At 59.9% G+C, this 23,517-nt stretch carries 20 protein-coding genes; 3 read left to right on the top strand and 17 right to left on the bottom strand.

Going from position 1 to position 23,517, the window contains the following annotated elements:
- Nucleotides 1-211: 211 nt before the first annotated feature.
- The 3 genes from MRS74_RS13245 to gcl form a co-directional block, all read right to left on the bottom strand.
- Nucleotides 212-1,132: a 2-hydroxy-3-oxopropionate reductase gene (locus tag MRS74_RS13245; protein WP_368671270.1), complete on the bottom strand. Its 921-nt coding sequence runs from the start codon at nt 1,130-1,132 to the stop codon at nt 212-214.
- On the bottom strand, nt 1,129-1,911 hold the full coding sequence (hyi, locus tag MRS74_RS13240; RefSeq protein WP_254580769.1) for a hydroxypyruvate isomerase: 783 nt from the start codon (nt 1,909-1,911) through the stop codon (nt 1,129-1,131). Before hyi ends, MRS74_RS13245 begins: the two co-directional genes overlap by 4 nt.
- Nucleotides 1,912-2,034: 123 nt before the next feature.
- Nucleotides 2,035-3,810, bottom strand: coding sequence for a glyoxylate carboligase (gcl, locus tag MRS74_RS13235; RefSeq protein WP_254580768.1), 1,776 nt, complete (start codon nt 3,808-3,810; stop codon nt 2,035-2,037).
- Nucleotides 3,811-4,271: 461 nt separating this feature from the next.
- On the opposite strand from gcl, the gene MRS74_RS13230 reads away from it, so the two are divergent.
- Nucleotides 4,272-4,706, top strand: coding sequence for a GlcG/HbpS family heme-binding protein (locus MRS74_RS13230; protein ID WP_254580767.1), 435 nt, complete (start codon nt 4,272-4,274; stop codon nt 4,704-4,706).
- Nucleotides 4,707-4,779: 73 nt separating this feature from the next.
- Here the strand turns inward: MRS74_RS13230 and MRS74_RS13225 are convergent, their stop codons facing one another.
- From MRS74_RS13225 to puuE, 8 genes are all read right to left on the bottom strand, one after another.
- Nucleotides 4,780-5,400, bottom strand: coding sequence for a TetR/AcrR family transcriptional regulator (locus tag MRS74_RS13225; protein WP_254580766.1), 621 nt, complete (start codon nt 5,398-5,400; stop codon nt 4,780-4,782).
- Nucleotides 5,401-5,631: 231 nt separating this feature from the next.
- Nucleotides 5,632-7,137 (bottom strand): nucleobase:cation symporter-2 family protein, encoded by a 1,506-nt coding sequence (locus MRS74_RS13220; protein ID WP_254580765.1) that lies wholly within the window; start codon nt 7,135-7,137, stop codon nt 5,632-5,634.
- Nucleotides 7,138-7,412: 275 nt separating this feature from the next.
- Nucleotides 7,413-7,673, bottom strand: coding sequence for a hypothetical protein (locus tag MRS74_RS13215; protein ID WP_254580764.1), 261 nt, complete (start codon nt 7,671-7,673; stop codon nt 7,413-7,415).
- Nucleotides 7,674-8,137: 464 nt separating this feature from the next.
- Nucleotides 8,138-9,346, bottom strand: coding sequence for a urate hydroxylase PuuD (locus tag MRS74_RS13210; RefSeq protein WP_254580763.1), 1,209 nt, complete (start codon nt 9,344-9,346; stop codon nt 8,138-8,140).
- A gap of 141 nt (nt 9,347-9,487) precedes the next feature.
- The gene (locus MRS74_RS13205; RefSeq protein ID WP_254580762.1) at nt 9,488-9,988 is read right to left on the bottom strand and encodes an ureidoglycolate lyase; all 501 of its coding nucleotides are present in this window, start codon (nt 9,986-9,988) and stop codon (nt 9,488-9,490) included.
- Nucleotides 9,989-9,999: 11 nt separating this feature from the next.
- Nucleotides 10,000-10,995 carry an allantoicase gene (alc, locus tag MRS74_RS13200; protein WP_254580761.1) on the bottom strand — a complete coding sequence of 332 codons (996 nt, stop codon included), beginning with the start codon at nt 10,993-10,995 and terminating at the stop codon, nt 10,000-10,002.
- Between the two features lie 45 nt (nt 10,996-11,040).
- Complete coding sequence (uraD, locus tag MRS74_RS13195) at nt 11,041-11,568, bottom strand: 2-oxo-4-hydroxy-4-carboxy-5-ureidoimidazoline decarboxylase (RefSeq protein ID WP_254580760.1); 528 nt, start codon at nt 11,566-11,568, stop codon at nt 11,041-11,043.
- Nucleotides 11,565-12,488, bottom strand: a complete 924-nt coding sequence (puuE, locus tag MRS74_RS13190; protein WP_254580759.1) for an allantoinase PuuE — start codon at nt 12,486-12,488, stop codon at nt 11,565-11,567. The genes uraD and puuE overlap by 4 nt, the downstream gene beginning before the upstream one ends.
- A gap of 421 nt (nt 12,489-12,909) precedes the next feature.
- On the opposite strand from puuE, the gene uraH reads away from it, so the two are divergent.
- Nucleotides 12,910-13,263, top strand: coding sequence for a hydroxyisourate hydrolase (uraH, locus tag MRS74_RS13185; RefSeq protein ID WP_254580758.1), 354 nt, complete (start codon nt 12,910-12,912; stop codon nt 13,261-13,263).
- A gap of 310 nt (nt 13,264-13,573) precedes the next feature.
- Here uraH and MRS74_RS13180 read toward each other — a convergent pair whose 3' ends face one another.
- Both MRS74_RS13180 and MRS74_RS13175 read right to left on the bottom strand, forming a co-directional pair.
- Complete coding sequence (locus tag MRS74_RS13180) at nt 13,574-14,197, bottom strand: LysE family translocator (RefSeq protein WP_254580757.1); 624 nt, start codon at nt 14,195-14,197, stop codon at nt 13,574-13,576.
- Nucleotides 14,198-14,514: 317 nt separating this feature from the next.
- The gene (locus MRS74_RS13175; protein WP_254580756.1) at nt 14,515-15,828 is read right to left on the bottom strand and encodes an NCS2 family permease; all 1,314 of its coding nucleotides are present in this window, start codon (nt 15,826-15,828) and stop codon (nt 14,515-14,517) included.
- Nucleotides 15,829-16,513: 685 nt separating this feature from the next.
- Between MRS74_RS13175 and MRS74_RS13170 the strand changes: the two genes are divergently transcribed.
- Nucleotides 16,514-17,266 (top strand): GntR family transcriptional regulator, encoded by a 753-nt coding sequence (locus tag MRS74_RS13170; RefSeq protein ID WP_254580755.1) that lies wholly within the window; start codon nt 16,514-16,516, stop codon nt 17,264-17,266.
- 98 nt (nt 17,267-17,364) lie between these two features.
- On the opposite strand, the gene guaD is transcribed toward MRS74_RS13170, so the two are convergent.
- The 4 genes from guaD to xdhA are packed head-to-tail and all read right to left on the bottom strand — an operon-like array spanning nt 17,365 to nt 23,427.
- On the bottom strand, nt 17,365-18,672 hold the full coding sequence (guaD, locus tag MRS74_RS13165) for a guanine deaminase (protein ID WP_254580754.1): 1,308 nt from the start codon (nt 18,670-18,672) through the stop codon (nt 17,365-17,367).
- 48 nt (nt 18,673-18,720) lie between these two features.
- Nucleotides 18,721-19,554 carry a xanthine dehydrogenase accessory protein XdhC gene (gene xdhC / locus MRS74_RS13160; protein WP_254580753.1) on the bottom strand — a complete coding sequence of 278 codons (834 nt, stop codon included), beginning with the start codon at nt 19,552-19,554 and terminating at the stop codon, nt 18,721-18,723.
- A gap of 56 nt (nt 19,555-19,610) precedes the next feature.
- Nucleotides 19,611-21,995, bottom strand: a complete 2,385-nt coding sequence (gene xdhB, locus MRS74_RS13155; protein ID WP_254580752.1) for a xanthine dehydrogenase molybdopterin binding subunit — start codon at nt 21,993-21,995, stop codon at nt 19,611-19,613.
- Nucleotides 21,988-23,427, bottom strand: a complete 1,440-nt coding sequence (gene xdhA, locus MRS74_RS13150) for a xanthine dehydrogenase small subunit (RefSeq protein ID WP_254580751.1) — start codon at nt 23,425-23,427, stop codon at nt 21,988-21,990. The genes xdhB and xdhA overlap by 8 nt, the downstream gene beginning before the upstream one ends.
- Nucleotides 23,428-23,517 lie beyond the last annotated feature (90 nt).

Below are 23,517 nucleotides of genomic sequence, written 5' to 3'. Positions count from 1 at the left end.
GTATAGGGTGGCTGGCCGGTGTGACGAAAAAATGGATCAGGGCTCAGAATCGAGCCGGCAACGGACGTCGGCCTTTTCTGGCAGACCAGCCCTGATCCGAAGTAGATGAAGGGCTCCAACCGAGCCCTTCAGCCGTGAACAAGGTTTGTGTATCGCTCACAGAGTGAGCTCCTACGCAGGATCTAGGAGCCCCGTCTGCGGGCGAATCGACTTATTTCTCGCGTATCGAGTGGTTTGCCATATGCTCCAGTGCCTTGATCATGGCCGAGTGATCCCAGTTCTCACCGCCAAGTGCTGCGCAAGTGCTGAAGTTCTGCTGCGCACTGGCGGTGTTGGGCAGATTCAGCTTGAGGGCGCGGGCGCCTTCCAGCGCCAGGTTGAGGTCCTTCTGGTGCAGGCTGATTCTGAAGCCCGGATCAAAGGTGCCCTTGACCATGCGCTCGCCGTGCACTTCCAGAATCTTGGAGGAGGCAAAGCCGCCCATCAGGGCTTCACGCACCTTGGCGGGGTTGGCACCGGCCTTGGAGGCGAACAGCAGGGCTTCGGATACGGCCTGGATGTTGAGTGCGACTATGATCTGGTTGGCCACCTTGGTGGTCTGGCCGTCACCGTTGCCCCCCACCAGGGTGATGTTCTTGCCCATGAGGTCGAACAGTGGTTTGGCGCGCTCGAAGGCCGCATCGCTGCCGCCCACCATGATGGTCAGGCTGGCGGCCTTGGCGCCCACTTCACCGCCGGAGACCGGCGCATCCAGGTATTCTGCGCCTGTGGCCTTGATGCGCTCGGCAAATTCCTTGGTGGCAATGGGGGAGATGGAGCTCATGTCGATCACGACCTTGCCCGCTGCTACACCCTCGGCGACACCGTTTTCACGGAACAGCACATCTTCAACCTGGGGGGTGTCGGGCACCATCAGGATGATGAATTCGGCTTCCTGGGCCACTTCTTTCGGGTTTGCCAGGGCCACGCCCTGTTCACCGAGCAGGTCGGCGGGGGCCGGATCATGATGTTCCGAGAAGAACAGGGTGTGTCCTGCGTTCTGCAGGTTCTGAGCCATGGGTTTGCCCATGATGCCGGTGCCGATAAATCCGATCTTTGCCATTGTTTGTCTCCTGTTTAATAGGTTGCTCAGACTGCGTTCATGCTTTTCAGCCAGCCAAGGCCGGCTTCGGTGCTGGTGGCCGGCTTGTATTCGCAGCCGATCCAGCCGTCGTAGCCGATCTGGTCGATAAAGCTGAAAATAAACGGGTAGTTCAGTTCGCCGGTGCCGGGCTCGTGCCGGCCGGGGTTGTCGGCCAGCTGGACGTGCTGGATGGCATCAAGGTTGGCTTGCAGCGTCGGGCAGATATCGCCCTCCATGATCTGCATGTGGTAGATGTCGTACTGCAGATTCAGGTTGTCGCTGCCCACCTGCTCGCGGATACGCAGTGCCTGAGCGGTGTTGTTGAGAAAGAAGCCCGGAATATCGCGGGTATTGATAGCTTCCATCACCAGGCGGATGCCGGCCTGCTTGAGCTTGTCGGCGGCAAAGGTGAGGTTTTCCACCAGGGTGGCTTCGGCCAGAGCGTCATCTACGCCTGCGGGCTGAATGCCGGCCAGGCAGTTGACCTGGTTGTTGCCCAGTACCTTGGCATAGTCGATGGCGCGCTGCACGCCGGCACGGAACTCTTCGATGCGCTCGGGGTGGCAGGCAATGCCGCGCTCGCCGGCATTCCAGTCACCGGCGGGCAGGTTGAACAGCACCTGGGTCAGGTTGTTGGCATCCAGTTTCGCCTTGATCGTCTGGGCGTCGAAATCATAGGGGAACAGATACTCGACGCCGTTAAAGCCGGCTTTGGCCGCGGCGTCGAAGCGCTCGAGGAAGTCGTGCTCGGTGAAGAGCATCGACAGGTTGGCGCAAAAACGTGGCATTTCATTTACCTCAATGTTCGGTGTTTGGCGAGGGCGGGGTTTTGTGGGAGCCCGGTCTCCGGGCGAATGGCGCCAGAGGGTGGCAATTCGCCCACCGAGTGGGCTCCCACATAATCGATACCCTCAATCCAGCATGGAGATGGCGGTGGGCGCGTCTATGCCGCGCTCGGCCAGGTCTTCGAACTCGTTGATGGCATTGATTTCGGTGCCCATGGCGATGTTGGTGACACGCTCCAGCATGACCTCAACCACCACAGGTACACGGTGCTTGTGCATCAGTTCCTTGGCCTGCTGCAGGGCGGCCTGAATCTGTTCCGGCTCGCGTACGCGAATCGCCTTGCATCCCAGCCCTTCGACGACGGCAACGTGGTCAACACCGTAGCCTTCGAGTTCCGGTGCGTTCTGGTTCTCGAACGCCAGCTGTACGCAGTAGTCCATGTCAAAGCCGCGCTGGGCCTGGCGAATAAGTCCCAGGTAGGAGTTGTTCACCAGCACGTGGATATAGGGCAGGTTGAACTGCGCTCCTACTGCCAGCTCCTCGATCATGAACTGGAAGTCGTAGTCACCCGACAGCGCCACCACCTGACGGGCGGGATCGGCTTTGACGACGCCCAGCGCGGCCGGAATGGTCCAGCCGAGCGGGCCGGCCTGGCCGCAGTTGATCCAGTGGCGTGGCTTGTACACGTGCAGGAACTGCGCCGCGGCGATTTGTGATAATCCGATGGTGCTGACATAACAGGTGTCTCTCCCAAAGGCCTTGTTCATTTCCTCGTATACGCGCTGCGGCTTGACCGGCACGTTGGCGAAGTGGGTCTTGCGCTGCAGGGTACGCTTGCGCTCCTGGCATTGGGCCAGCCAGGCGCTGCGATCCGGCAGCTTGCCGGCGGCCTTCCATTCGCGGGCGACTTCCAGGAAGCGGTCCAGGGCTTTGCCGGCGTCGGACACGATGCCCAGATCCGGCATGAAGACACGGCCTATCTGCGTCGGTTCTATATCGACGTGGATAAAAGTGCGGTTCTCGGTGTAAACCTCAACGGAACCGGTGTGACGGTTGGCCCAGCGGTTGCCGATACCCAGGACCAGATCCGATGCCAGCATGGTGGCATTGCCGTAACGGTGGGATGTCTGCAGTCCTACCATGCCGACCATCTGCGGGTGATCATCCGGGATGATGCCCCAGCCCATCAGCGTCGGGATGACCGGAATGCCGGTCAGTTCGGCGAATTCGACAAACTTCTCGCAGGCGTCGGCATTGATGATGCCGCCACCGGCCACCAGCAGCGGGCGCTCGGCGGCGCTGAGCATGGTCAGCGCTTTCTCGACCTGCTTGCGGGTTGCGGCGGGCCGGGCCTGGGGCAGGGGCTCGTAGGTGTCGATATCAAATTCGATCTCGGCCATCTGCACGTCGAACGGCAGGTCGATCAGCACGGGACCCGGCCGACCGGAGCGCATGATGTGAAAAGCCTTCTGGAACACCCAGGGTACCTGGGCCGGCTCCAGTACGGTGGTGGCCCACTTGGTGACAGGCGCGGCGATGCTGCTGATATCCACCGCCTGGAAGTCTTCCTTGTGCATGCGTGCACGGGGTGCCTGGCCGGTGATGCACAGAATGGGAATGGAGTCGGCAGAGGCGGAATAGAGTCCGGTGATCATGTCGGTGCCAGCGGGGCCCGAGGTGCCGATACAGAGGCCGATATTGCCGGGATTGGTACGGGTGTAGCCCTCGGCCATGTGGGAGGCGCCTTCAACATGGCGCGCCAGCACATGATCAATGCCGCCGAGTTTTTTCATGGCGGCGTACATCGGGTTGATGGCGGCGCCCGGCAGACCGAAGGCGGTGTCGATACCTTCGCGCTTGAGTACTTCAATGGCGGCTTCAATAGCTCTCATCTTTGCCATTACATTGTGCCCTTTATTGGTTATTAATTGTGTACAAAATATATATGGCTGATTCTATGCATTAGTCCTGCTTAAGGTCAAGCCCCCTCAAACTGAAGGTAAATTTCATGCCTGTCTTTAAAGTTCTTTTAAAACATAAGGTTGCGATCTAATACTTTAGTTTGATATGTTTTGTATACAAAAAAATATAACAAATGTATTGGATTGATTGTTTTGTTGGGCTATAGATGGAGCCTGTCTCAGGCCGATTTCTATTGTTCGATCGATTTTTGTGTAACCAGCCTGTGCGACGCCAGTGAATACAACCTGGCATGTTTTCAGTACAGCTAGCCGATGGCGGTGCGCCCCAAATACCGGCCAGCCCGATTTCAGGCGGGCAGGACCAGGAACCCCAGGCAGGGGTCTGTCCTGCCGCGCCAACCGATCTTGTTTAACCTTGTAAAACCTTGAGGAGATGTAAAATGTCGACAGTTAATCTGGCAACGGCACTGACGATTAGCGCGGCCGCCCTGAGCAAGGGGCGGGAACTTGGAGCAGCGCCTCTGACCGTTGCGGTGCTTGATCAGGCCGGGCGTGTGGTCTCGCTGCAGCGCGAAGACGGCTCCAGCCTGTTGCGGCCCGAGATCGCCACAGCCAAGGCCTGGGGAGCCCTGGCGCTGGGCAAGCCTTCGCGCCTGATCGCGGCGGATGCGGAAAATCGCCCGGCGTTTATAGGCGCGGTGAATACCCTGGCTCAGGGCAACATAATGCCGGTGGCGGGTGGTGTGCTGGTGCGTGATGACGCAGGCGTTATTGTGGGGGCTGTGGGTATCAGTGGCGATACCTCGGATGTGGATGAGCTGTGCGCCATGGCCGGCGTGGCGGTGAGCGGCTTGCGGGGTGACAACGGCGTCTGATCGACAGTCTGTGAGCTTCTAACAGGCCCGCTGCCCCTCGCAGCGGGCCTGTTTGCGTTCTGGGGCACGCGGCTCAGGCGTGCTGGGCTGGCTGCACCTCGCAGCCCTTGAGCACCAGCCGGGTGATCAGCTCAGCGGCGGTATCGTAGTCCCTGGCCTGCAATTTCTTGCGGCCGGTCACTTCCAGAATTTGCCAGTCGAAGTCGGCGTAGGTCTGGGTCGAGGCCCAGATGGTGAACATCAGGTGCTGCGGGTCCACCGCTGCCATACGCCCGTCGGCGATCCACTGACGCAGCCGTTCGATGCTGCGCTCGGCTTCGGTTTTCAGCTGCTCCAGACTGTCGGCAGACAGGTGCGGTGCGCCGTGCATGATCTCGCTGGCAAAGACCTTGGACGCATCGGCGTGTTCCCGTGATATGCGCACCTTGGCCTTGATATAGGCCCGCAGCGCCAGCTCCGGTTCTTCCTCGCGGTGAAAGGGCGCGTAGGCCTGCAGCAAAGGCTCGATAATGCTTTCGAGCACGGCGCGGTACAGGGCTTCCTTGGATTTGAAATAGTAATAGATGTTGGCCTTGGGCAGGCCGGCCTTGTCGGCGATATCGCTGGTCTTGGTGGCGGCAAAGCCCGTGTCGGCGAACACCTGGCAAGCGGTCTTGATGATCAGGCGTTTATTGCGTTCGCGAATGCTGGCCATTGAAGCCTGTTCCTTGCTGTGATGCGGGCTCGTGGTGAGCCGCTTCCTGGGCAGGACTGAGTCGCAATCGCTGCAGCAGGAGCTGAATCTTACCATCCCGTACTCAGGCGGCTCAAGGCGCGGCGCTGTGGCAACAGCAGGGCCGAAACTGCATGGGCGCCATAACGCAAAAGGCCGGAAGCGCTGCAGGCTGCAGCGCTTCCGGTTGCTTGCTATAGGTCAGTTGTCAGGTCAGGAGGCTATGCCGCCCAACGGCTTGGCGCTGGTGCTGTTGCCCAGCGTATCCGCACGGGTGGCCTGCTGGGTGTCTGTTGTTCTGGACAGGCTGACATCTGTCGCAGGCTGCTCCTCCGGGAGGTCCTCATCGGCGTGCTGGGCAGACTCATCCGGCAGGAACAGGCTCAGAATGATGGCGCTGAAGGCACCAATGCTGACCGGCGAACCGATGATGTTCTGCAACGTCTTGGGTAGCGCCTGGAGTACTTCAGGTACGGCAGCGACACCCAGGCCAAGGCCGATGGAAACGGCGACAATCAGCATGTTGCGGCGATTCAGGTCGCACTGGGCGAGGATTTTCACGCCCGCCGTGGCGACGGTACCGAACATGATCAGGGTGGCGCCGCCTAGCACTGGCTTGGGCATCTGCTGCAGAATGCCGCCGATGTAAGGGAACAGGCCGAGTAGCGCCAGTATGCCCGCGATGTAGTAGGCCACGCGGCGGCTGGCGACACCGGTGAGCTGAATGACACCGTTGTTCTGGCTGAAGGTGGTCATCGGCAGGCTGTTCAGGGACGCGGCCATGGCGGAGTTGAAGCCATCGGCCAGGACGCCGGACTTGATGCGGTTCAGGTAGATGGGGCCCTTGACCGGCTGGCTCGATACGATGGAGTTGGCGGTCAGGTCGCCGGTGGTTTCAATCGCGGTGACTACATAGATGACCGCCAGGGACACAAAGGCGGCGATATCAAACGAGAAACCGTACTTGAACGGTTGCGGTATGGTCAGCAGCGGCAGATCCGACAGACCACTGAAATCGACGCGACCCAGCGTCCAGGCAACACAGAATCCGACCAGCAGACCGACAATCACGGCACTGAGGCGAATCATCGGGTTCTTGAAGCGGTTCATGATGATAATAGTCGCGAGCACCAGGCCGCCGAGGCCGAGGTTCTCAAGCGAGCCAAAGTCCTTGGCGCCAAAGCCGCCGGCCAGGTCGGTCATGCCCACCTTGATCAGCGACAGGCCGATAATGGTGATCACGGTACCGGTGACCACGGGGGTGATAACCCGCCCCAGACGATGAATAAAGCGACTCAGGAAGACTTCCACAAAGGCGGCCAGAAAGCAGACGCCAAAGATGGTGGCCAGGATTTCATCGGGGCCTCCGCCTGCGTTTTTGACGATGAAACCCACGCTGAGGATGGTGCTGAGGAAGGCGAAGCTGGTGCCCTGTACGCAGAGCAGGCCGGAACCGATAGGCCCAATTCGGCGCGCCTGTATAAAGGTACCGACGCCGGAGACGACCAGCGCCATACTGACCAGGTAGGGTACTTCGCTGCCCAGCCCCAGCACGCCGCCGACGATCAGGGTCGGGGTGATGATGCCGATAAAGCTGGCCAGAACGTGCTGCAGCGCTGCAAAGAATGCCGGGCCGAAGGCCGGTGTATCCTCAAGCTGATAGATCAGATCGTGATTGGTTTTGGGACTTGCCTGTGCCCCTGGATTTTTTGCTGTCATGGTAAGTGCCTACCCTAGTTATTGTTATGAAGAGCTGGTTGTGGCGAGGGCTGGAACCGTCGCGGGATAACGGGTTTTGACAATGCTGACTAGTTGGTCAGGTAGTGACCAATATAGGGGATGTCAAAAATAATGTCTATAATAATTCTGAATAATGTACACAATCTTGCTTGGCGGCCTGATCAGGCTGTGCGGCTGCTCGACCCGTCTGTGGTTGCAGATTCTCCTCGTCACCGCCGGGCGCTGGGGCGCCGGCGGTGACGAGGAATACTCAATCAGAAATGGCATTTTAGCAGCAGGGAGGCTTTGCGCTCGTCAGGCCCCTGAATGCCAAACTTGTTGTTCCAGTGGGAATACTCCAGTCCAGCGTACAGCGGTGACTGGAATCCCCGCTGCGTGCCTGAGTTCCATTTGAGCTGCTCGTCGTCCCACGGGGCGTTGCTGGCCCTGTACAGGTTCAGCTTGAAAGAGTGAAAACCCGTTAGATTCAGCGCGAAGCCAGCGCCATGGCGCTGGTTATCGACGCCATCGTCCATTTCCCCGGTGCCCGACAGCAGTGCGGGGCCTGCTCAGGTCGGCACTGCGAGTGACGACAGGCTCAGGCGGGGCGGGACGTTGCCATAGAAAGTGCCGGCGCGCTCGTCCGGCATCAGGCGGTCAATCAATAAAAGGTATAGCCCCAGCTGTGTCCACTGGCCTGCTCTAAGATGGGGGGCGCCCCTTCTTGGTCAGGGCCATTGAGGTAGCCGAGGCTGCAGCCGCTACAGAGCATTTGGGCACAGGCGGAGCTGGCAAGGTCACTGCCCAGTACGCCGGCGAGAGATTTTTTGCTGGTAGTCGGGGCAGAATAAAGTATGCATTCCTGTATATAAATGAATACAAATCCGAGTGCGTTTTCTGTTTTGCGATGGATCTGGGCTGTTTTTAGGGCGGAAAAACGGAAAAAGCCGCCCTGACGAGCGTCAGGGCGGCTGCAGCGAATTGCAGGAATTCGGGGGTATTACTCGGTGGGCGCGCCTGCGGCAATCCAGTTGCCGAGCAGGTTGCGCTCGTCCTGAGTCATGTTGGTGATATTGCCCAGCGGCATTATGTTGCTGGCAACCGCCTGGGCATGGATACGCGAGGCCAGCTGCTTGATCTGGCTGGGTTCATCCATGATGACGCCCGCGGGTGCGGTGCTGAAGGCAGGGCTGGAGGGGGTGGCGGAATGGCAGCTGGTGCAGCGTTGCTGAATTACATTGTAAACGGCGTCGAACTCCACGCCCTGAACGGCGGCTGGCTGGGTGCTGCCTGCGGTTTCCACGGTGGTCGGCGCTGTATCCGGCCTGGTGACAAAGGCCAGAGCAACCATGCCCAGCGCAGCGGCCGGCAGGGTCCAGGCCAGTTTCTGGCTTTCGTGACGGGTGTTGAAGTAATGGCGAACCAGTACGCTCAGTACCGCCAGAGCGGCCAGAATCATCCAGTTGGATGCGCTGCCATAGGTGCTCGGGAAGTGGTTGCTGATCATGATGAACAGCACCGGCAGCGTCAGGTAGTTGTTGTGACGCGAGCGCAGCAGAGCCTTGGCCGGCAGTGTCGGGTCGGGTTCACGATTGGCTTCGATGGCGCCCACCAGAGCTCGTTGCCCCGGCATGATGACGCGAAATACGTTACCCACCATCATGGTGCCGATAATGGCGCCGACGTGGATAAATGCACCGCGACCGCTGAATACCTGGCTCAGGCCCCAGGCGGCACCGATCAGCAGCACGAACAGCAGGGCGCCGAGCAGAGCAGGCTGCTTGCCAAGGGCCGAGTCGCACAGGAAATCATAGATAAACCAGCCCGCAATCAGTGCACCCACGCCTATGGCAATGGCGCTGGTCGGGTTCATGTCTGAGCCCGGCGCAACCAGATAGAGGTCGGCATTCAAATAGAACACGATGGTCAGCAGTGCCATGCCGCTGAGCCAGGTGGCGTAGGCTTCCCACTTGAACCAGTGCAGTTCTTCCGGCATTTTCGGCGGCGCAAGCTTGTACTTTTCAAGGTGGTAGATGCCGCCACCGTGGATGGCCCAGAGATCACCGGACAGGCCTTCACGGGGGTTGCTGCGGTCGAGGTGGTTTTCCAGCCAGACGAAGTAGAAAGACGCTCCGATCCAGGCAATGCCTACGATCATGTGTACCCAGCGGGTGGTCAGGTTGAGCCATTCAGTAATATGCGGATCCATAATTCGCTCCTCAGATGCACCGGCCCCGGGGGGCCAGTGACTGAACCTGGGTATATGCTCAGTACGCTCTGAGGCGACTGCTTCCCGGCTCCAAATTGCTGCTAGTTGTCGTTTATAGGTGGGCTTTTAGTGCCCTTGATTTCAGTGCTCTGGGTCGAGCATTATTTCTTCGCTGTCGGCAAAGAAAAATTCGTCACAGTTGTTGCCGGGCCCGGCGCGGTCGACCACCAGAAACTCGTCCTGATCGGTCAGTGCCAGAATCGGGTGGTGCCAGACGCCAGGTCGATAGTTCACGCCCTGGGAGCCGTCGCTGTAAAAGGCACGCAGCTGGGATGATGTCAGATCATCCCCCGGCGGCGCCACCAGAATCAGGAAGGGGTTGCCACGCATTGGAATAAAGGCCTGGCTGCCCAGCGGGTGACGTTCCATCATGCGCACCCGCAGGGGCATGGGGAGCGTCTGGGCCCGGAATATGCTGATGATCGGTGTGCCTTCAGGGCCGGTTTCCACCTCGGCCAGACGGTGGTAGCGGCGCGTGGAGCCATTGTTGATCATGAAAAAGTCATGACCCTCGCTGGCGATCAGATCCCCGAAGGGGGCAAAGGCCTCCGGGGTCAGCGCTTCAATCTTTAACCTCAGCATGGCGGTTGGCCTCAGGCTTTCTTGGCAATGCGGCCGAGCAGGCGCAGCCGGCTCACACCACCATCGGGGAAGATGTTCAGGCGCACATGCGTAACCGGGCCAAGATCCTTGATCTGTGCTGCGAAGCTGTGTTCCTGATGCATTTCCAGTTTCTGGGAGGGCAGCAGTTCACGCCAGTACAGGCTGCGCGCCTCGATCTGGGAGTCGGTGCCGCCTTCAACATAGGCCGCCTGAATAGAGCAGCTGTCCGGGTAGTTACCCTTGAAGTGCAGAGTATCGACCAGGATCTGCTCGATTTCACCCGGGTGGCCCAGGGCGACGATAACCCAGTCATTGCCCGGTGTGCGGCGACGGGCGGTTTCCCAGCCGTCACCCATGTTGATGCCGCGGCCCGGGTTAAGGATGTTGCTCATGCGACCGAAGTGCTCGTCGCTGCAGGCCAGGGCGCGGCCGCCGTTCAGCGCGGCAGCCAGATCGATCTGCTCGTTGCTGCTCTGTGCACTCCAGTCGCGGTAGGGTACACCGTACACGCGCAGACGGGCCACGCCGCCATCGGGGTAGATGTTAAGGCGCAGGTGGGTCCAGGCGCGGTCATCCTGGATGGCGTGCAGGTGATGGCTGTTGCCCTGCAGCTCGACCGACGTAAGGATCTCTTCCCAGCGGCTGTCTTCATTGGGTTCGCCTTCGGCGCAGAAGCAGGCGTCGATGGAGGCAGACGGCGGGAAGTTGCCGGTAAAGTAGCTGGTGTCGATATCGAAACCCTTGATGGTGCCGGGCACGCCAAGGCGGATGACGGCTGAATCGTAACCTTCGAAGCGCTTGCGGCGGGATTCCCAGCCATCCATCCATTTGCCGTTGTCATCGAACACGCCTTCTTTCCATACCGCAGCATCCGGCTGGAACAGGCGGTTAACGTCGGCAAACCAGTCGTCGGTTACGGAGATGGCCTTGGTACCCAGACGCGCGTCAGCCAGGTTGATGTACTTGTCGAAATTCTGTGTGCTCATAATGCCTCTGTCCATTGGGTCGTTGCCTGTCGCGGGTCAGACGCTTTAAAGAGTCTGCAGCCGGAACAGCGCAATATTGTTGATTTCGGCCAGTGCGCGCGCGAACTCCTGTTCGGGGCTGTTATGGATGCGCTCTTCGAACGCCGCCAGTATCTGGTGCCGATTGCTGCCTTTAACCGCCATGATAAACGGGAATCTGAATTTGTCCTTGTAGGCCGCGTTGAGTTCGGTGAAGCGGGCAAACTCTTCGGCGTTGCACTCGCTGATGCCGGCGCCGGCCTGCTCCGAGGTCGAGGCGGCGGTGAGTTCGCCGCGCACGGCGGCCTTGCCGGCGAGATCCGGGTGAGCATTGATCAGCGCCAGCTGCGCCTCGTGTGAGGCCTGCATAAGCTGCGCGGCCATCAGCGCGTGCAGCGACTCGACGCTGTCGAGCTCAGTGGCCCGGTTCTCGGCCTGGGCCTGATCGAAGGCCTGTTCAGCAACCCAGGCGGAGTGCTCATAGATATCACCCAGTAGCTGGATGAAGGCTGCGCGACTCAGGCTGCTGGGGGTGCAGGTCTTGAACGGGCTCATTTGGACTCCCCTGCCTTGTACGGGTGGGTTTCATGCCAGTGACGCGCGATATCGACGCGGCGGCTGAACCAGACCTTGTTGTGGCTGCTGGCATACTTGATGAACTTCTCTAGCGCGGCCATGCGAGCAGGGCGGCCGAGCAGGCGGCAGTGCATGCCGATGGACAGCATCTTCGGCGCTTCGGCCCCTTCCTCGTACAGTACGTCGAAGGCGTCCTTCAGGTACTGGTAGAACTGTTCGCCACAGTTGAAACCCTGTACCTGGGTGAAACGCATGTCATTGGTATCCAGAGTGTAGGGGATAACCAGGTGGCCCTTGCCGTTATTGTCGGTCCAGTACGGCAGGTCGTCGTCATAGGTGTCTGAATCGTAGAGGAAGCCGCCTTCCTGCATCACCAGGTTGCGGGTGTTCGGTCCAGTGCGGCCGGTGTACCAGCCCAGTGGGCGTTCGCCGGTGATCTTGGTCAGGATGTCGATGGCGCGCTGCATGTGATCGCGCTCTTGCGACTCATCCATGTATTGATAGTCGATCCAGCGGTAGCCGTGGCTGCATATCTCGTGGCCGGCGGCGTGCATGGCCTGAATGACTTCCGGGTGGCGCTCGGCGGCCATGGCGACGGCAAAGATGGTCAGGGGTATATCGTGTTTCTTGAACAGGCGCAGCAGACGCCAGACACCCACGCGGCTGCCGTACTCGTACAGCGACTCCATGCTCATGTTGCGTTCGCCCTGGAGCGGCTGCGCTGACACCATTTCCGACAGGAAGGCTTCGGATTCCTTGTCTCCGTGCAGGATGCAGCGTTCGCCGCCCTCTTCATAGTTGAGGACGAAAGAGATTGCGATACGCGCGTCGCCCGGCCAGCGGGGGTGCGGGGGATTGGCGCCGTAGCCAATCAGGTCGCGTGGGTAATCATTGCTCACAGGGCGACTCCTTCTCTATATTCCAGTGCAGATTGTCAGGTTCGACTTCGTGCGATTCTCGCAGAAGCCTTGATGTGTTTTATTGTATACAAAAAATATAAGTCATTGTAAATAAATTTGCCATTTGTTTGTGTGATAAAAGATCGATTGCCAGACAAACAGGGCGCTGTATCTGTGTGCTTCCTTGGCCGTAGTGTCTCGGCTGGTGGCGCCGCTGGGCTGGCTGAGTTATGGGATATCAAGTTGTTGCCAGTTTTGTGTACAAAAAAAATTAAAACTGTGTATATTATTTCTGAAACTGCCCTGGTCGCCCATAGCCGCGATACGGGTGTAATGTCAGCAGACTTGAGCTAAGAGGAGGTGGGGCACAATGGCATGGCACCGGTACGCCGGGCGCAGATGCAGGAGGCCTCTTGAACCGATGGGATATTTGACCACGCATGTACTGGATGCCGCACACGGCCGTCCGGGCAATGAGATCCGCATTGAGCTTTACCGTATCGCAGGGCAGGAGCGCGAGCTGGTTCTGACCACGGTGACCAACGACGACGGGCGCTGCGATAGCCCGGTACTGGAAGGCGATGCCTTTGTTGCCGGTGTGTACGAGCTGCTGTTCCACGCTGGCGACTACTATCGCGCTCTGGGTGTGGAGCTGCCCGAGCCTGCGTTTCTCGATCAGGTTGTGCTGCGCTTTGGCATCTCGGCCGAAGACGATCACTACCATGTGCCGCTGCTGATTTCGCCGTACAGCTATTCGACCTACCGCGGCAGCTGATCCGCCACAGGTTCTTAATCGACGTCATAAAAAACCCGCAGAGGCCGACAAGCCCTGCGGGTTTTTGTACAGGGACGTACTTATCCTGCGGGCGCATGGGCCGCTTTTTGCTCCTGCAAAAGCGCCATTTCCGCCATCCTTGGCGGTCATGCGCAAGAGCAGGGCTTGTACAGGGACGTACTTCATCTTTATTTGCTCCTGCAATAGCGATTTTTCCGCCCTCCATGGCAGTCATGCACGATGTCATTCGCTCGCAGAGCGAGCTCCTACGAGGGTAGACAGGTTCGTGGGAGCCCGCTCCGCGGGCGAATTATCGGCTCAGCAGGGCCGCGGTACCGGCGCTGGCGAAGATGCCGGCGGTGAAGCGGCTGAACCAGGCGCGGCTTGATGCGGTCGTCATGAAGCGGGCCGCGCCGCGGGCGCAGAGGCCGTAACCCAGCTTGCAGATCAGGTCGGCACAGGCCCAGGTGATGATCATGATCAGCAGCTGGGATAGCAGGGGGCTGTCGGCGCTAATGAACTGCGGCAGAAAGGCGGCGAAGAACAGGATGTCCTTGGGGTTGCTGGCGCCCAGGCCAAAAGCCTGCCAGAACATGGCCTTGAAGCCCGGGATGCGCTGCTTGTCGGCCAGTGCGCAGGCATTCAGGTGGCTGGCTTCACGCCAGCTGCGCCACGCCAGATAGAACAGATAGAGGGCGCCGAGGATCTTCAGGGTGCTGAACAGTTGTTCCGAAGCCATCAGCAGCGCGCCCAGACCCAGGGCAGAGGCGGTCAGCAGCAGCACCGAGGCGCTGACACCGCCGAGAAAGGCGGGTGTGGTACGCATAATGCCGTAGTTCAGGCTGTTGCTGACCATCAGCAACGACAGCGGGCCGGGAATCAGAATCACCACAAAGATCGCGGCGGTATAGAGTAGCCAGGTTTCCAGCAGCATATGTTGCTCCTCAAGCAAAAAGACCCGCAGCGGCCGTGAAGCCGCTGCGGGTGTGTGGCCTATGCTGCACGGTTGCAGCCTCTGGCCGGGGTGGGGAGTCTCTGTCCGATGCCGCCGGCGTGACCGGACGAGTCAGGCTCCTGGCAGCCTGTCGGGCTTGGCCGATCGTAGCGAGGGAAAGACCGATTTGAGTTAGTTTTTGAGCTCTTTAGAGGCGAATAGTGGTTCTATTTAACAAGAAAGAGTACATAAAATAATCAAATTCGGCTATTCCGCAGTAGATCAGTGTCAAGTCCGGCAGGCTGCTCGATTCGCCATTACAGGAATATGAACTTGGCGACGAAAATGGCGCAGAGCACGTACATCGCGGCGGATATCTTGCTCTGCTGCCCGGTACATACCTTCATGACGGTGTAGGTCACAAAGCCCAGCGCTATACCGTTGGCGATGGAGAAGGTCAGCGGCATCATCACCACGGTCACTATGGCCGGGATCATGTCGGTCTGGTCTTCCCATTCGATCTGGCTCAGGCCGCCCATCATCAGCATGGCAACGTAGATAAGCGCGCCGGCGGTGGCGTAGGCCGGAATCATGCCGGCCAGGGGCGCCAGGAAAACCGCGGCGGCAAAGAGCACGCCTACGGTAACGGCGGTGAGGCCCGTGCGCCCGCCAGCGGCGATACCGGAGGCGCTTTCAACATAGCTGGTGACCGGCGGGCAGCCCACCAGGGAGCCAATGACGCTGGAGCTGCTGTCGGCCTTGAGCGCCTTGCTCATGTTCTCGATATAGCCATCTTCACGGATCAGGTTGGCGCGGTGCGCCACGGCCATCAGGGTGCCGGCGGTGTCGAACATGTTGACGAACAGGAAGGCCAGAATCACGCTGATCATGGCGACGTCAAAGGCGCCAACAATATCCATGGCCAGGAAGGTGGGGGCCAGGCTCGGCGGCATCGATACAATGCCGTGGTATTCCACCAGGCCGAGGCCCCAGCCGATCAGGGTCACGGTCAGGATGCTGATCAGCACGGCGCCGAACACGCGGCGGTGCGACAGCACGGCGATCATCAGAAAGCAAAGTGCGGCTAGCAGCACTGAAGGTTCGGTAAAGGAACCCATGGTGATCAGGGTGGCCGGGCTGTCGACGACGATACCGGCGGTTTTCAGGCCGATAATACCCAGGAAGAGTCCCACGCCCGCTCCCATGGCAAAACGCAGGCTGCTGGGGATGCTGTTGAGCAGCCACTCGCGAATGTGCCAGAAGCTGAGGATGACGAACAGCACCCCCGAGAGGAATACGGCTCCGAGGGCGATTTCCCAGTTGTAGCCCATGTCACCGACTACCGTGTAGGTAAAGAAGGCGTTCAGGCCCATGCCAGGTGCCAGCCCGACCGGCCAGTTGGCATAGAGCCCCATGAGAAAGCAGGCCAGGGCTGCGCCTATGCAGGTGGCCACGAAGGCGGCGCCATGGTCGATGCCGGCATCGGCCATGATATTGGGGTTAACAAAAATGATGTAGGCCATGGTGACAAAGGTTGTCATGCCTGCGATCAGTTCGGTGCGGACGTTGGTTTTGTGCGCGCTCAGCTTGAAAAAGCGATCAAGCAGTCCGCCGGTCTGTGGCTCATTCATGGAATGAGCGGCATCTTGTTCTTGTTGAATGCTCGCCACGACGCGTGCTCCTCATTTCTTTATTGGTATTGAGAGCGGTCGGCTTTGGCAGCCTGCCGAACTTGACATTGATCTACTGCGGAAAAGTCTAATTTGGTCATTTTATGTACTCTTTTTTGTTAAATAGAACCACTATTCGCCTCAAAAGAGCCCAAAAACTGCCTCAAACAGGCCTTTCCCTCGTTACGATCAGTCAAACCCGACAGGCTGCTAGGCCGTGCTCACCGTTGTAGTGGATTGGCTATCCCTGCGTTGCAATACCAGACTGACGCTGCAGACTGGTGCATTCTATGATTGTATACAAAAATATCAATAGTTAGTGTGCTCTCCGATCGGTAGATAATTTCCATAATGAAGTTTTGAAAACGTAAAAATGGGTTCTATCTGGCGCATTATCTCGCGTTGGCGCTTTCCATAATTGCAGACGCCCGGCGGAAGATAATTTCTCACTGCGCTCTGAGCTGTGGCTGCAAAGGTGGCTGATTCGAGATTTTGGTTGCTTCATTGTTCCCATTCCGCGTGTACAATTGTTGGCTTCCTGTGTACTATTCACGGCACTTAAACAATTTCTTTGTGTACTTCGCAGCCATGCCTCCACTCTGTAGGGTTGTTGCGCGGTGCCTGACAGCAGAACGTGGTCAGACTTATGAACGATCGATTGCAGCAGATTATCGGCCAGAGCGGTAATCCGCGCGAGGTGCGTAGCGGTACCCAGGATGACGTGGTCTATGCGCATATCTTTGATGCCATCCTGGAGCAGCGCCTGGCGCCGGGCACCAAACTGAGTGAAGAAGCCCTGGGCGAAATCTTTGGTGTCAGCCGCACCATTATTCGTCGCGCCTTGTCGCGCCTGGCCCACGAGCAAGTGGTACTGCTGCGGCCGAACCGCGGTGCTGTGGTGGCCGAACCCAGTCTGGAAGAGGCGCGGCAGATCTCCTTTGCCCGGCGCATCGTTGAGCGCGCCATTACCGAGCTTGCGGTAGAGCACGCCACCGGCGAGCAGATCGCCAACATGAAGCGGCTGGTAAAGGAAGAGCAGGCCTGTTTCGACAAGGGTGACCGTGGTTCCGGTATCCGGCTGTCGGGCGAGTTCCACCTGCAGCTGGCGCTGATGGCCAACAATGCGCCTTTGCTGAACTTCCAGCGCAGCCTGGTTTCCCAGACGTCCCTGATCATTGCCCGTTACGAAACCGGCAATCGTTCGCACTGCTCCTACGACGAGCACAATCAGCTGATCAAGGCCATTGAGCAGCGCGACAAGACCCGCGCGGTTGAGCTGATGATGCACCACCTTGATCACATTGATCACAAGCTGAACCTGCAGGATGACGGCGCCTCCGGTGATCTGCATGCGGTGTTCTCGCACCTGATCAGGGATCGCAGCAAGGGCGCCAAATAAGGCCGCCGCCAGGCTGCTGTCCAGAGCCCCCTCGCCGCAAGGCAGGGGGCTTTTTTGTGTGAGTGTCATCATCATATCGGCGCCTTCAGGGCTTGAGATCAGTCACGCTGGTGCACGCACTGGCCAGCGGCGAAGGTCGCACGCACGGCACGGTCGTCACCCAGGGTCATGAGTACGAACAGCCGTTCGTCCAGCGTGCGGGCCTGCTGCATGCGGTACTGCATCAGCGGTGTGCAGTGGTAGTCGAGCAGCACGAAGTCGGCTTCGTTGCCCGGCGCAAAGCTGCCGATGCGGTCATCCAGGCGCAGGGCGCGGGCACCGCCGAGTGTCGCCAGGTAAAGCGATTTGAACGGGCTCAGCTTGGCGCCCTGCAGCTGCATGACCTTGTAGGCCTCGTTCAGCGTTTGCAGGATCGAGAAGCTGGTGCCGGCGCCGACATCGGTGCCAAGGCCGACGTTGACGCCGTGCTGCTCCATCTTCGGCAGGTTGAACAGGCCGCTGCCCAGAAACAGGTTCGAGGTGGGGCAGAAGGCGATGGCGGAGCCGGTCTTTGCCAGGCGCTGGCATTCGTCGTCGCACAGATGAATGCCGTGGGCAAAGACGGAGCGCTCGCTCAGCAGATTGAAGTGGTCGTAGACATCCAGGTAGCTGCTGCACTGCGGGAACAGGGCCTTGACCCATTCCACCTCGTCGCGGTTTTCCGACAGGTGGGTGTGCATGTACAGGCCTTCATATTCGCGCAGCAGCTGCCCGGCGCTGGCCAGTTGTTCATCGGAACAGGTGGGTGCAAAGCGGGGGGTCACGGCATAGTGCAGCCGGCCCTTGCCGTGCCAGCGTTCGATCAGCTCGCGGCTGTCCTGGTAGCCGGATTCGGCGGTATCGGTCAGGTAATCCGGGGCGTTGCGATCCATCAGCACCTTGCCGCCAATCATGCGCAGATTGCGTTTTTCGGCGGCACTGAAGAGGGCATCGACCGAGGCCTTGTGTACGGTGCCGAATACCAGGGCACTGGTGGTGCCGTTGCGCAGCAGCTCGCGAATAAAGATCTCGGCGACCTCGGCGGCATGTTCGGGGTTTTCAAACTCGCGCTCGGCCGGGAAGGTGTAGTTGTTGAGCCAGTCCAGCAGCTGTTCGCCGTAGGAGGCAATCATGCCGGTTTGCGGGTAGTGAATATGGGTGTCGATAAAGCCCGGCATCAGCAGGCCGTTGGCATACTCGGTAACCTCGGTGCCCGCCGGCAGTTCGGCCAGCAGGGATTCGGCCTCGCCCAGGGCTTCTATGCGGCCATCGCTGACGATCAGCAGGCCGTCGTCAAAGTATTCATAGGACGCCTCTATACCCACCTCGGCCGGATCGCCGATGCTGTGGAGGATGGATGCGCGGTAAGCCTTGCGTGCAGAAGTCATGGGTTCAGGTCACTCTTGAAGCTGAATATGGGTCTTTGACATGGCGGCTCAGGCGGGCCTGCAGATGCTCAGGGCCTGTGTCTCGCCGGGGCGTTTTTTCTGGGCTCCGAAGTCGGCGTTGTAGTGCGCAATCACTTCGCCGGCGATGGCGATGGCGATCTCGGCCGGCAGCTTGCCCTTGACCTCGGGGGTGCCCATGGGGCAGATCATGCGGGCCAGCAGGGCGTCGTCCATGCCCTTGGCACGCAGCCGGTGCTCGAAGCGCTTGCGCTTGGTGCGCGAGCCGATCAGACCGAAATAGTCGAAGTCACCGCGCTTGAGGATGCGCTCGCTCAGTTCCAGGTCCAGCTGGTGGTTGTGCGTCAGCACGATGCAGTAGCTGTGGGCGGGCAGGTCGTCCACCTCGTCGGTGGGAAACTCGCTGACCACCTTCTCGACGTTGTGTGGCATCTGCGCCGGGAATTCGTTGTCCCTGGAATCGATCCAGCGTACCCGGCAGGGCAGCGTGGCCAGCAGGGTTACCAGCGCCCGGGCGACATGGCCGGCACCGAAGAGGGCGATCTGGACGCCGGACTGCAGCACCGGTTCGAACAGCAACGAGGTGGCGCCGCCGCAGCACTGGCCGAGGCTGGCGCCCAGGGAAAATTTCTCCAGCCGTACTTCGGTATCACCGTCGAGCAGCATCTGGCGGGCGATCTGCATGGCCTTGTGTTCCAGGTGACCGCCACCGATGGTCTCGTAGCTTTTCTGTGCCGTGACCACCATCTTGGTGCCGTTATTGCGCGGCGTGGAGCCGCGCTCGTCCAGTATGGTAACCAGCACGCAGGACTCGCCTCTGTCCCGCAGCTTGTTCAGTGCGCTGATCCAGTCAACCCGGTTCATAGTCTGTCCTCTTTCAGAGCGAGGGGCGGGCAGCGGCAGGTGCCGCCGCCGACCGGTCAAATGTTTTCCGCCACCGGCGCCTGCGCCATGGCCGCTTTCATCTGTTCGACGCCCCAGAGCACGCGCTCGGGGGTGGCCGGTGCATCGACCTGGGGGCTGACACGATAGTCGGCCACGCTGGCGATGGCATCCTTGAGCGCACACCATACCGAGATGCCGAGCATGAACGGCGGCTCGCCCACGGCCTTGGAGTGGAACACCGTGTCTTCGGGGTTCTTGCGGTTTTCGACCAGGCGCACGCGCAGATCAAGCGGCATATCGGCCACCGCCGGGATCTTGTAACTCGCTGGGCTGTTGGTGGTGAGCTTGCCCTGGGCGTTCCAGTTGAGTTCTTCCATGGTGAGCCAGCCCATGCCCTGGATGAAGCCGCCTTCAACCTGACCGATGTCGATGGCCGGGTTCAGCGAGGCGCCCACGTCATGCAGGATATCGGTGCGCAACATGCGGTACTCGCCGGTGAGGGTATCGAGCAGCACTTCGGAGCAGGCCGCGCCATAGGCGTAATAGTAGAAGGGGCGGCCGCGGGCCTGATCGCGGTCGTAGTAGATCTTGGGCGTACGGTAAAAGCCGGTGCTGGAGAGCGAAATCTGGTTGAAATAGGCCAGCTGAATAAGCTCGTCGAACGGCATCGCCTTGTCGCGGATGCGCACATGGCTGTTGCGAAACTCGATATCTTCCTCGGACACCTTGAAGTGCGCGGCGGCGAAGCTTACCAGCCGGCCACGAATGGTGCGGGCCGCGTTCTGTGCCGCCTTGCCGTTGAGATCGGTGCCGCTGGAGGCCGCCGTCGGCGAGGTGTTGGGCACCTTGTCGGTGTTGGTCGCGGTGATCTGGATGCGATCGACTTCAACCTGGAATTCCTCGGCCACGATCTGGGCGACCTTGGTGTTCAGGCCCTGGCCCATCTCGGTGCCGCCGTGGTTGAGGTGGATGCTGCCATCGGTATAGACATGCACGAGGGCGCCGGCCTGATTGAGGAAGGTGGCGGTAAAGGAAATGCCAAACTTCACCGGCGTCAGGGCGATGCCCTTTTTCAGGATCTTGCTGCTGGCGTTGAAGGCGGTAATGGCTTCACGACGCTGCTGGTATTCGCTGCTGGCTTCAAGCTCCGCGGTCATCTCGTCGAGCATGTTGTCTTCGACGGTCTGGTAGTAGTGCGTCACATTGCGCTCGGTCTTGCCGTAGTAGTTGTGCTTGCGTACCTCCAGCGGGTCCTTGCCCAGGGTGCGGGCGATGTCGTCCATGATGTACTCAATGGCGACCATGCCCTGGGGGCCGCCAAAGCCGCGATAGGCGGTATTGGAGGCGGTGTTGGTCTTGCAGCGGTGGCCGGTCACGGTGGCATCGCCCAGGTAATAGGCGTTGTCCGAGTGGAACATGGCGCGGTCGACGATAGAGCCCGACAGGTCCGGCGAATAGCCGCAGTTACCCGCCAGCACCAGGTCGATGCCGTGCAGCCGGCCGTTGTCGTCATAACCGACATCGTACTCGGCGTAGAAGGGGTGACGCTTGCCGGTCATCAGCATGTCGTCGACCCGGGGCAGACGCATCTTGGTCGGCTGGCCGGTGAGGCGTGCGATCACGGCGCAGAGGCAGGCCGGGCCTGCTGCCTGGGTTTCCTTGCCGCCAAAGCCACCGCCCATGCGGCGCATGTCGATGACGATCTTGTGCATGGGTACGTCCAGTACCTCGGCCACCAGTTTCTGCACCTCGGTGGGATTCTGGCTGGAGGTGTAGACGATCATGCCGTCGTCTTCGGTGGGAATGACGGACGAGATCTGGGTTTCGAGGTAGAAATGCTCCTGACCGCCGATATGCAGCTTGCCCTGCAGACGATGGGGAGCTGCGGCCAGGGCGCGGGCGGAGTCGCCACGCTTGTGCTGATGGCTGTCGAGCACGAAGTGTTTCTTCTTCAGTGCCTCTTCCACGTTCAGCACGGCTTCGAGGTCTTCATATTCGATGATTGCAGCCATGGCGGCGCGACGGGCATTCTCCAGGCTGTCGGCGGCAACGGCGATCACCGGCTGGCCGACATATTCCACCTTGCCATCGGCCAGCAGCGGATCGCCCGGTGCCACGGCGCCGATGTCGAGCTGGCCCGGTACATCCTTGCTGGTGATGGCGATGCGCACGCCCGGCATCTGGTAGCAGGGGCTGGTATTGATGCTGAGGATGCGCGCATGGGGCCGGTCACTGAGACGGGCATAGATGTGCAGCTGGTTGGGGAACTCCAGTCGGTCATCAATATAGACCGCTTCGCCGCTGACGTGCTTGGCCGCGCTTTCATGGGGAATCTTGCGGCCGACGCCGGTTTGCAGGTCCTGGCGCACCAGCGCCATCATTTCGTCCTGGGTTCTGCTGATCTTGTTGTGGTTAGACATAATCGGTTACCCGTGTAGCCAGTTCCGGTGTACTGAGTTCCAGGAAGTATTTGCGCAGCAGGTTGGCGGCCGTAAGCACGCGGTATTCCTTGCTGGCGCGAAAATCGCTGAGCGGAGTGAAGTCTTCCCCCAGGGCCTTGACGGCCGCTTCGATGGTGGCCTGATTCCAGGGCTTGCCGATCAGCGCCTGTTCGCAGCGGCTGGCGCGTTTTGGAATGGCGGCCATGCCGCCGAAGGCGATGCGGGCGTCGCTGATCTGACCGTCCTTTATGCGCAGGTCAAAGGCGCCGCACACGGCGGAGATATCGTCATCCAGGCGCTTGGATATCTTGTAGACACGGAAGCTGTCGCGGCCCTGTGCCCGCGGCACAATGATTTTCTCGATGAATTCCGCTTCCTGGCGCACGGTGACGCGGTAGTCCACGAAGTAGTCGGCCAGCGCGATGGTGCGGGTGCTGCTGCCCTGACGCAGTACGATCTGCGCGTCTAGTGTAAGAAGGGCGGGTGGCGAATCGCCGATCGGTGAGGCATTACCGATATTCCCGCCAAGGGTACCCTGGTTGCGGATTTGCAGTGATGCGAAGCGATGCAGCATGGCACCGAAATCCGGATATTCGCGAGTCAGAGCGTCATAGCAGTCGGTCAGCGGCACAGCGGCACCGATCTCGATGCGATCATCAAACGTCTCGACCTGTTTCAGTTCCGCCACATTGCCGACATAGATCATGACCGGCAGGCTGCGATGCATCTGGGTCACTTCCAGTGCCAGGTCGGTGCCGCCAGCCAGCAGACGGGCCTCGGGGTTGTTCTGGTACAGCTGGGCAAGATCCGCCACGGTCAGCGGCGCAAAGCTCTGCCTGCCGGCACTGTTCAGCGTGCTGGTGGTGTCTGGCTGAATGGCGCGCAGCCGGGTCAGGGTCTGCTCGTGCAGCTGATCAAACTGATCCTGAGGGGCGGCGGTACAGCTGCTGGCGGCGGCTTCCAGAATCGGGCGGTAGCCGGTGCAACGACAGAGATTGCCGGCCAGGGCTTCTTCGGCGGCGCTCTTGTCGGCCTGCGGGCTGTTTTTTTGCAGCGCAAACAGCGACATGACAAAGCCCGGGGTGCAGAAGCCGCACTGCGATCCGTGGCAGTCAACCATGGCCTGCTGCACGCTGTGCATCTGGCCCTGGTGCTTGAGACCTTCGACGGTAATCAGCTGCTTGCCATCGAGCGCGGCAACAAAGGTCAGGCAGGAATTGAGGGTGCGGTAGCGGATGCGGTCGTTCACCAGCTCGCCGACGACGACGGTGCAGGCGCCGCAGTCACCCGAAGCGCAGCCTTCCTTGGTGCCGGTCTTGCCGAGATTTTCCCGCAGATAATTGAGAACCGTGACGTTTGGGTCGAGATCGTTCTCTGTCCGCAGTTCCTGGTTGAGTAAGAACCTGATCAAGGAAAACCTCCTGCTGTGTGTTTAATTATTAGCCTATGGACTGACTTTAGATTAAAGCTGACTTTGAAGTCAACAAAAACTGACTCAAGA

This window comes from Marinobacterium sedimentorum, from assembly GCF_024267675.1.
Lineage (GTDB): Bacteria > Pseudomonadota > Gammaproteobacteria > Pseudomonadales > Balneatricaceae > Marinobacterium_A > Marinobacterium_A sedimentorum.
Note: the sequence above shows the minus strand (reverse complement) of the source record. Positions and strands in the feature narration are given on the sequence as shown.

Excerpts from the sequence above, each read along its gene's own strand:
- hyi (WP_254580769.1), bottom strand. The coding sequence starts at position 1,911 with ATGCCACGTTTTTGCGCCAACCTGTCGATGCTCTTCACCGAGCACGAC.
- gcl (WP_254580768.1), bottom strand. The coding sequence starts at position 3,810 with ATGGCAAAGATGAGAGCTATTGAAGCCGCCATTGAAGTACTCAAGCGC.
- MRS74_RS13230 (WP_254580767.1), top strand. The coding sequence starts at position 4,272 with ATGTCGACAGTTAATCTGGCAACGGCACTGACGATTAGCGCGGCCGCC.
- MRS74_RS13225 (WP_254580766.1), bottom strand. The coding sequence starts at position 5,400 with ATGGCCAGCATTCGCGAACGCAATAAACGCCTGATCATCAAGACCGCT.
- MRS74_RS13220 (WP_254580765.1), bottom strand. The coding sequence starts at position 7,137 with ATGACAGCAAAAAATCCAGGGGCACAGGCAAGTCCCAAAACCAATCAC.
- MRS74_RS13215 (WP_254580764.1), bottom strand. The coding sequence starts at position 7,673 with ATGGACGATGGCGTCGATAACCAGCGCCATGGCGCTGGCTTCGCGCTG.
- MRS74_RS13210 (WP_254580763.1), bottom strand. The coding sequence starts at position 9,346 with ATGGATCCGCATATTACTGAATGGCTCAACCTGACCACCCGCTGGGTA.
- MRS74_RS13205 (WP_254580762.1), bottom strand. The coding sequence starts at position 9,988 with ATGCTGAGGTTAAAGATTGAAGCGCTGACCCCGGAGGCCTTTGCCCCC.
- alc (WP_254580761.1), bottom strand. The coding sequence starts at position 10,995 with ATGAGCACACAGAATTTCGACAAGTACATCAACCTGGCTGACGCGCGT.
- uraD (WP_254580760.1), bottom strand. The coding sequence starts at position 11,568 with ATGAGCCCGTTCAAGACCTGCACCCCCAGCAGCCTGAGTCGCGCAGCC.
- uraH (WP_254580758.1), top strand. The coding sequence starts at position 12,910 with ATGGGATATTTGACCACGCATGTACTGGATGCCGCACACGGCCGTCCG.
- MRS74_RS13180 (WP_254580757.1), bottom strand. The coding sequence starts at position 14,197 with ATGCTGCTGGAAACCTGGCTACTCTATACCGCCGCGATCTTTGTGGTG.
- MRS74_RS13175 (WP_254580756.1), bottom strand. The coding sequence starts at position 15,828 with ATGAATGAGCCACAGACCGGCGGACTGCTTGATCGCTTTTTCAAGCTG.
- MRS74_RS13170 (WP_254580755.1), top strand. The coding sequence starts at position 16,514 with ATGAACGATCGATTGCAGCAGATTATCGGCCAGAGCGGTAATCCGCGC.
- guaD (WP_254580754.1), bottom strand. The coding sequence starts at position 18,672 with ATGACTTCTGCACGCAAGGCTTACCGCGCATCCATCCTCCACAGCATC.
- xdhC (WP_254580753.1), bottom strand. The coding sequence starts at position 19,554 with ATGAACCGGGTTGACTGGATCAGCGCACTGAACAAGCTGCGGGACAGA.
- xdhB (WP_254580752.1), bottom strand. The coding sequence starts at position 21,995 with ATGTCTAACCACAACAAGATCAGCAGAACCCAGGACGAAATGATGGCG.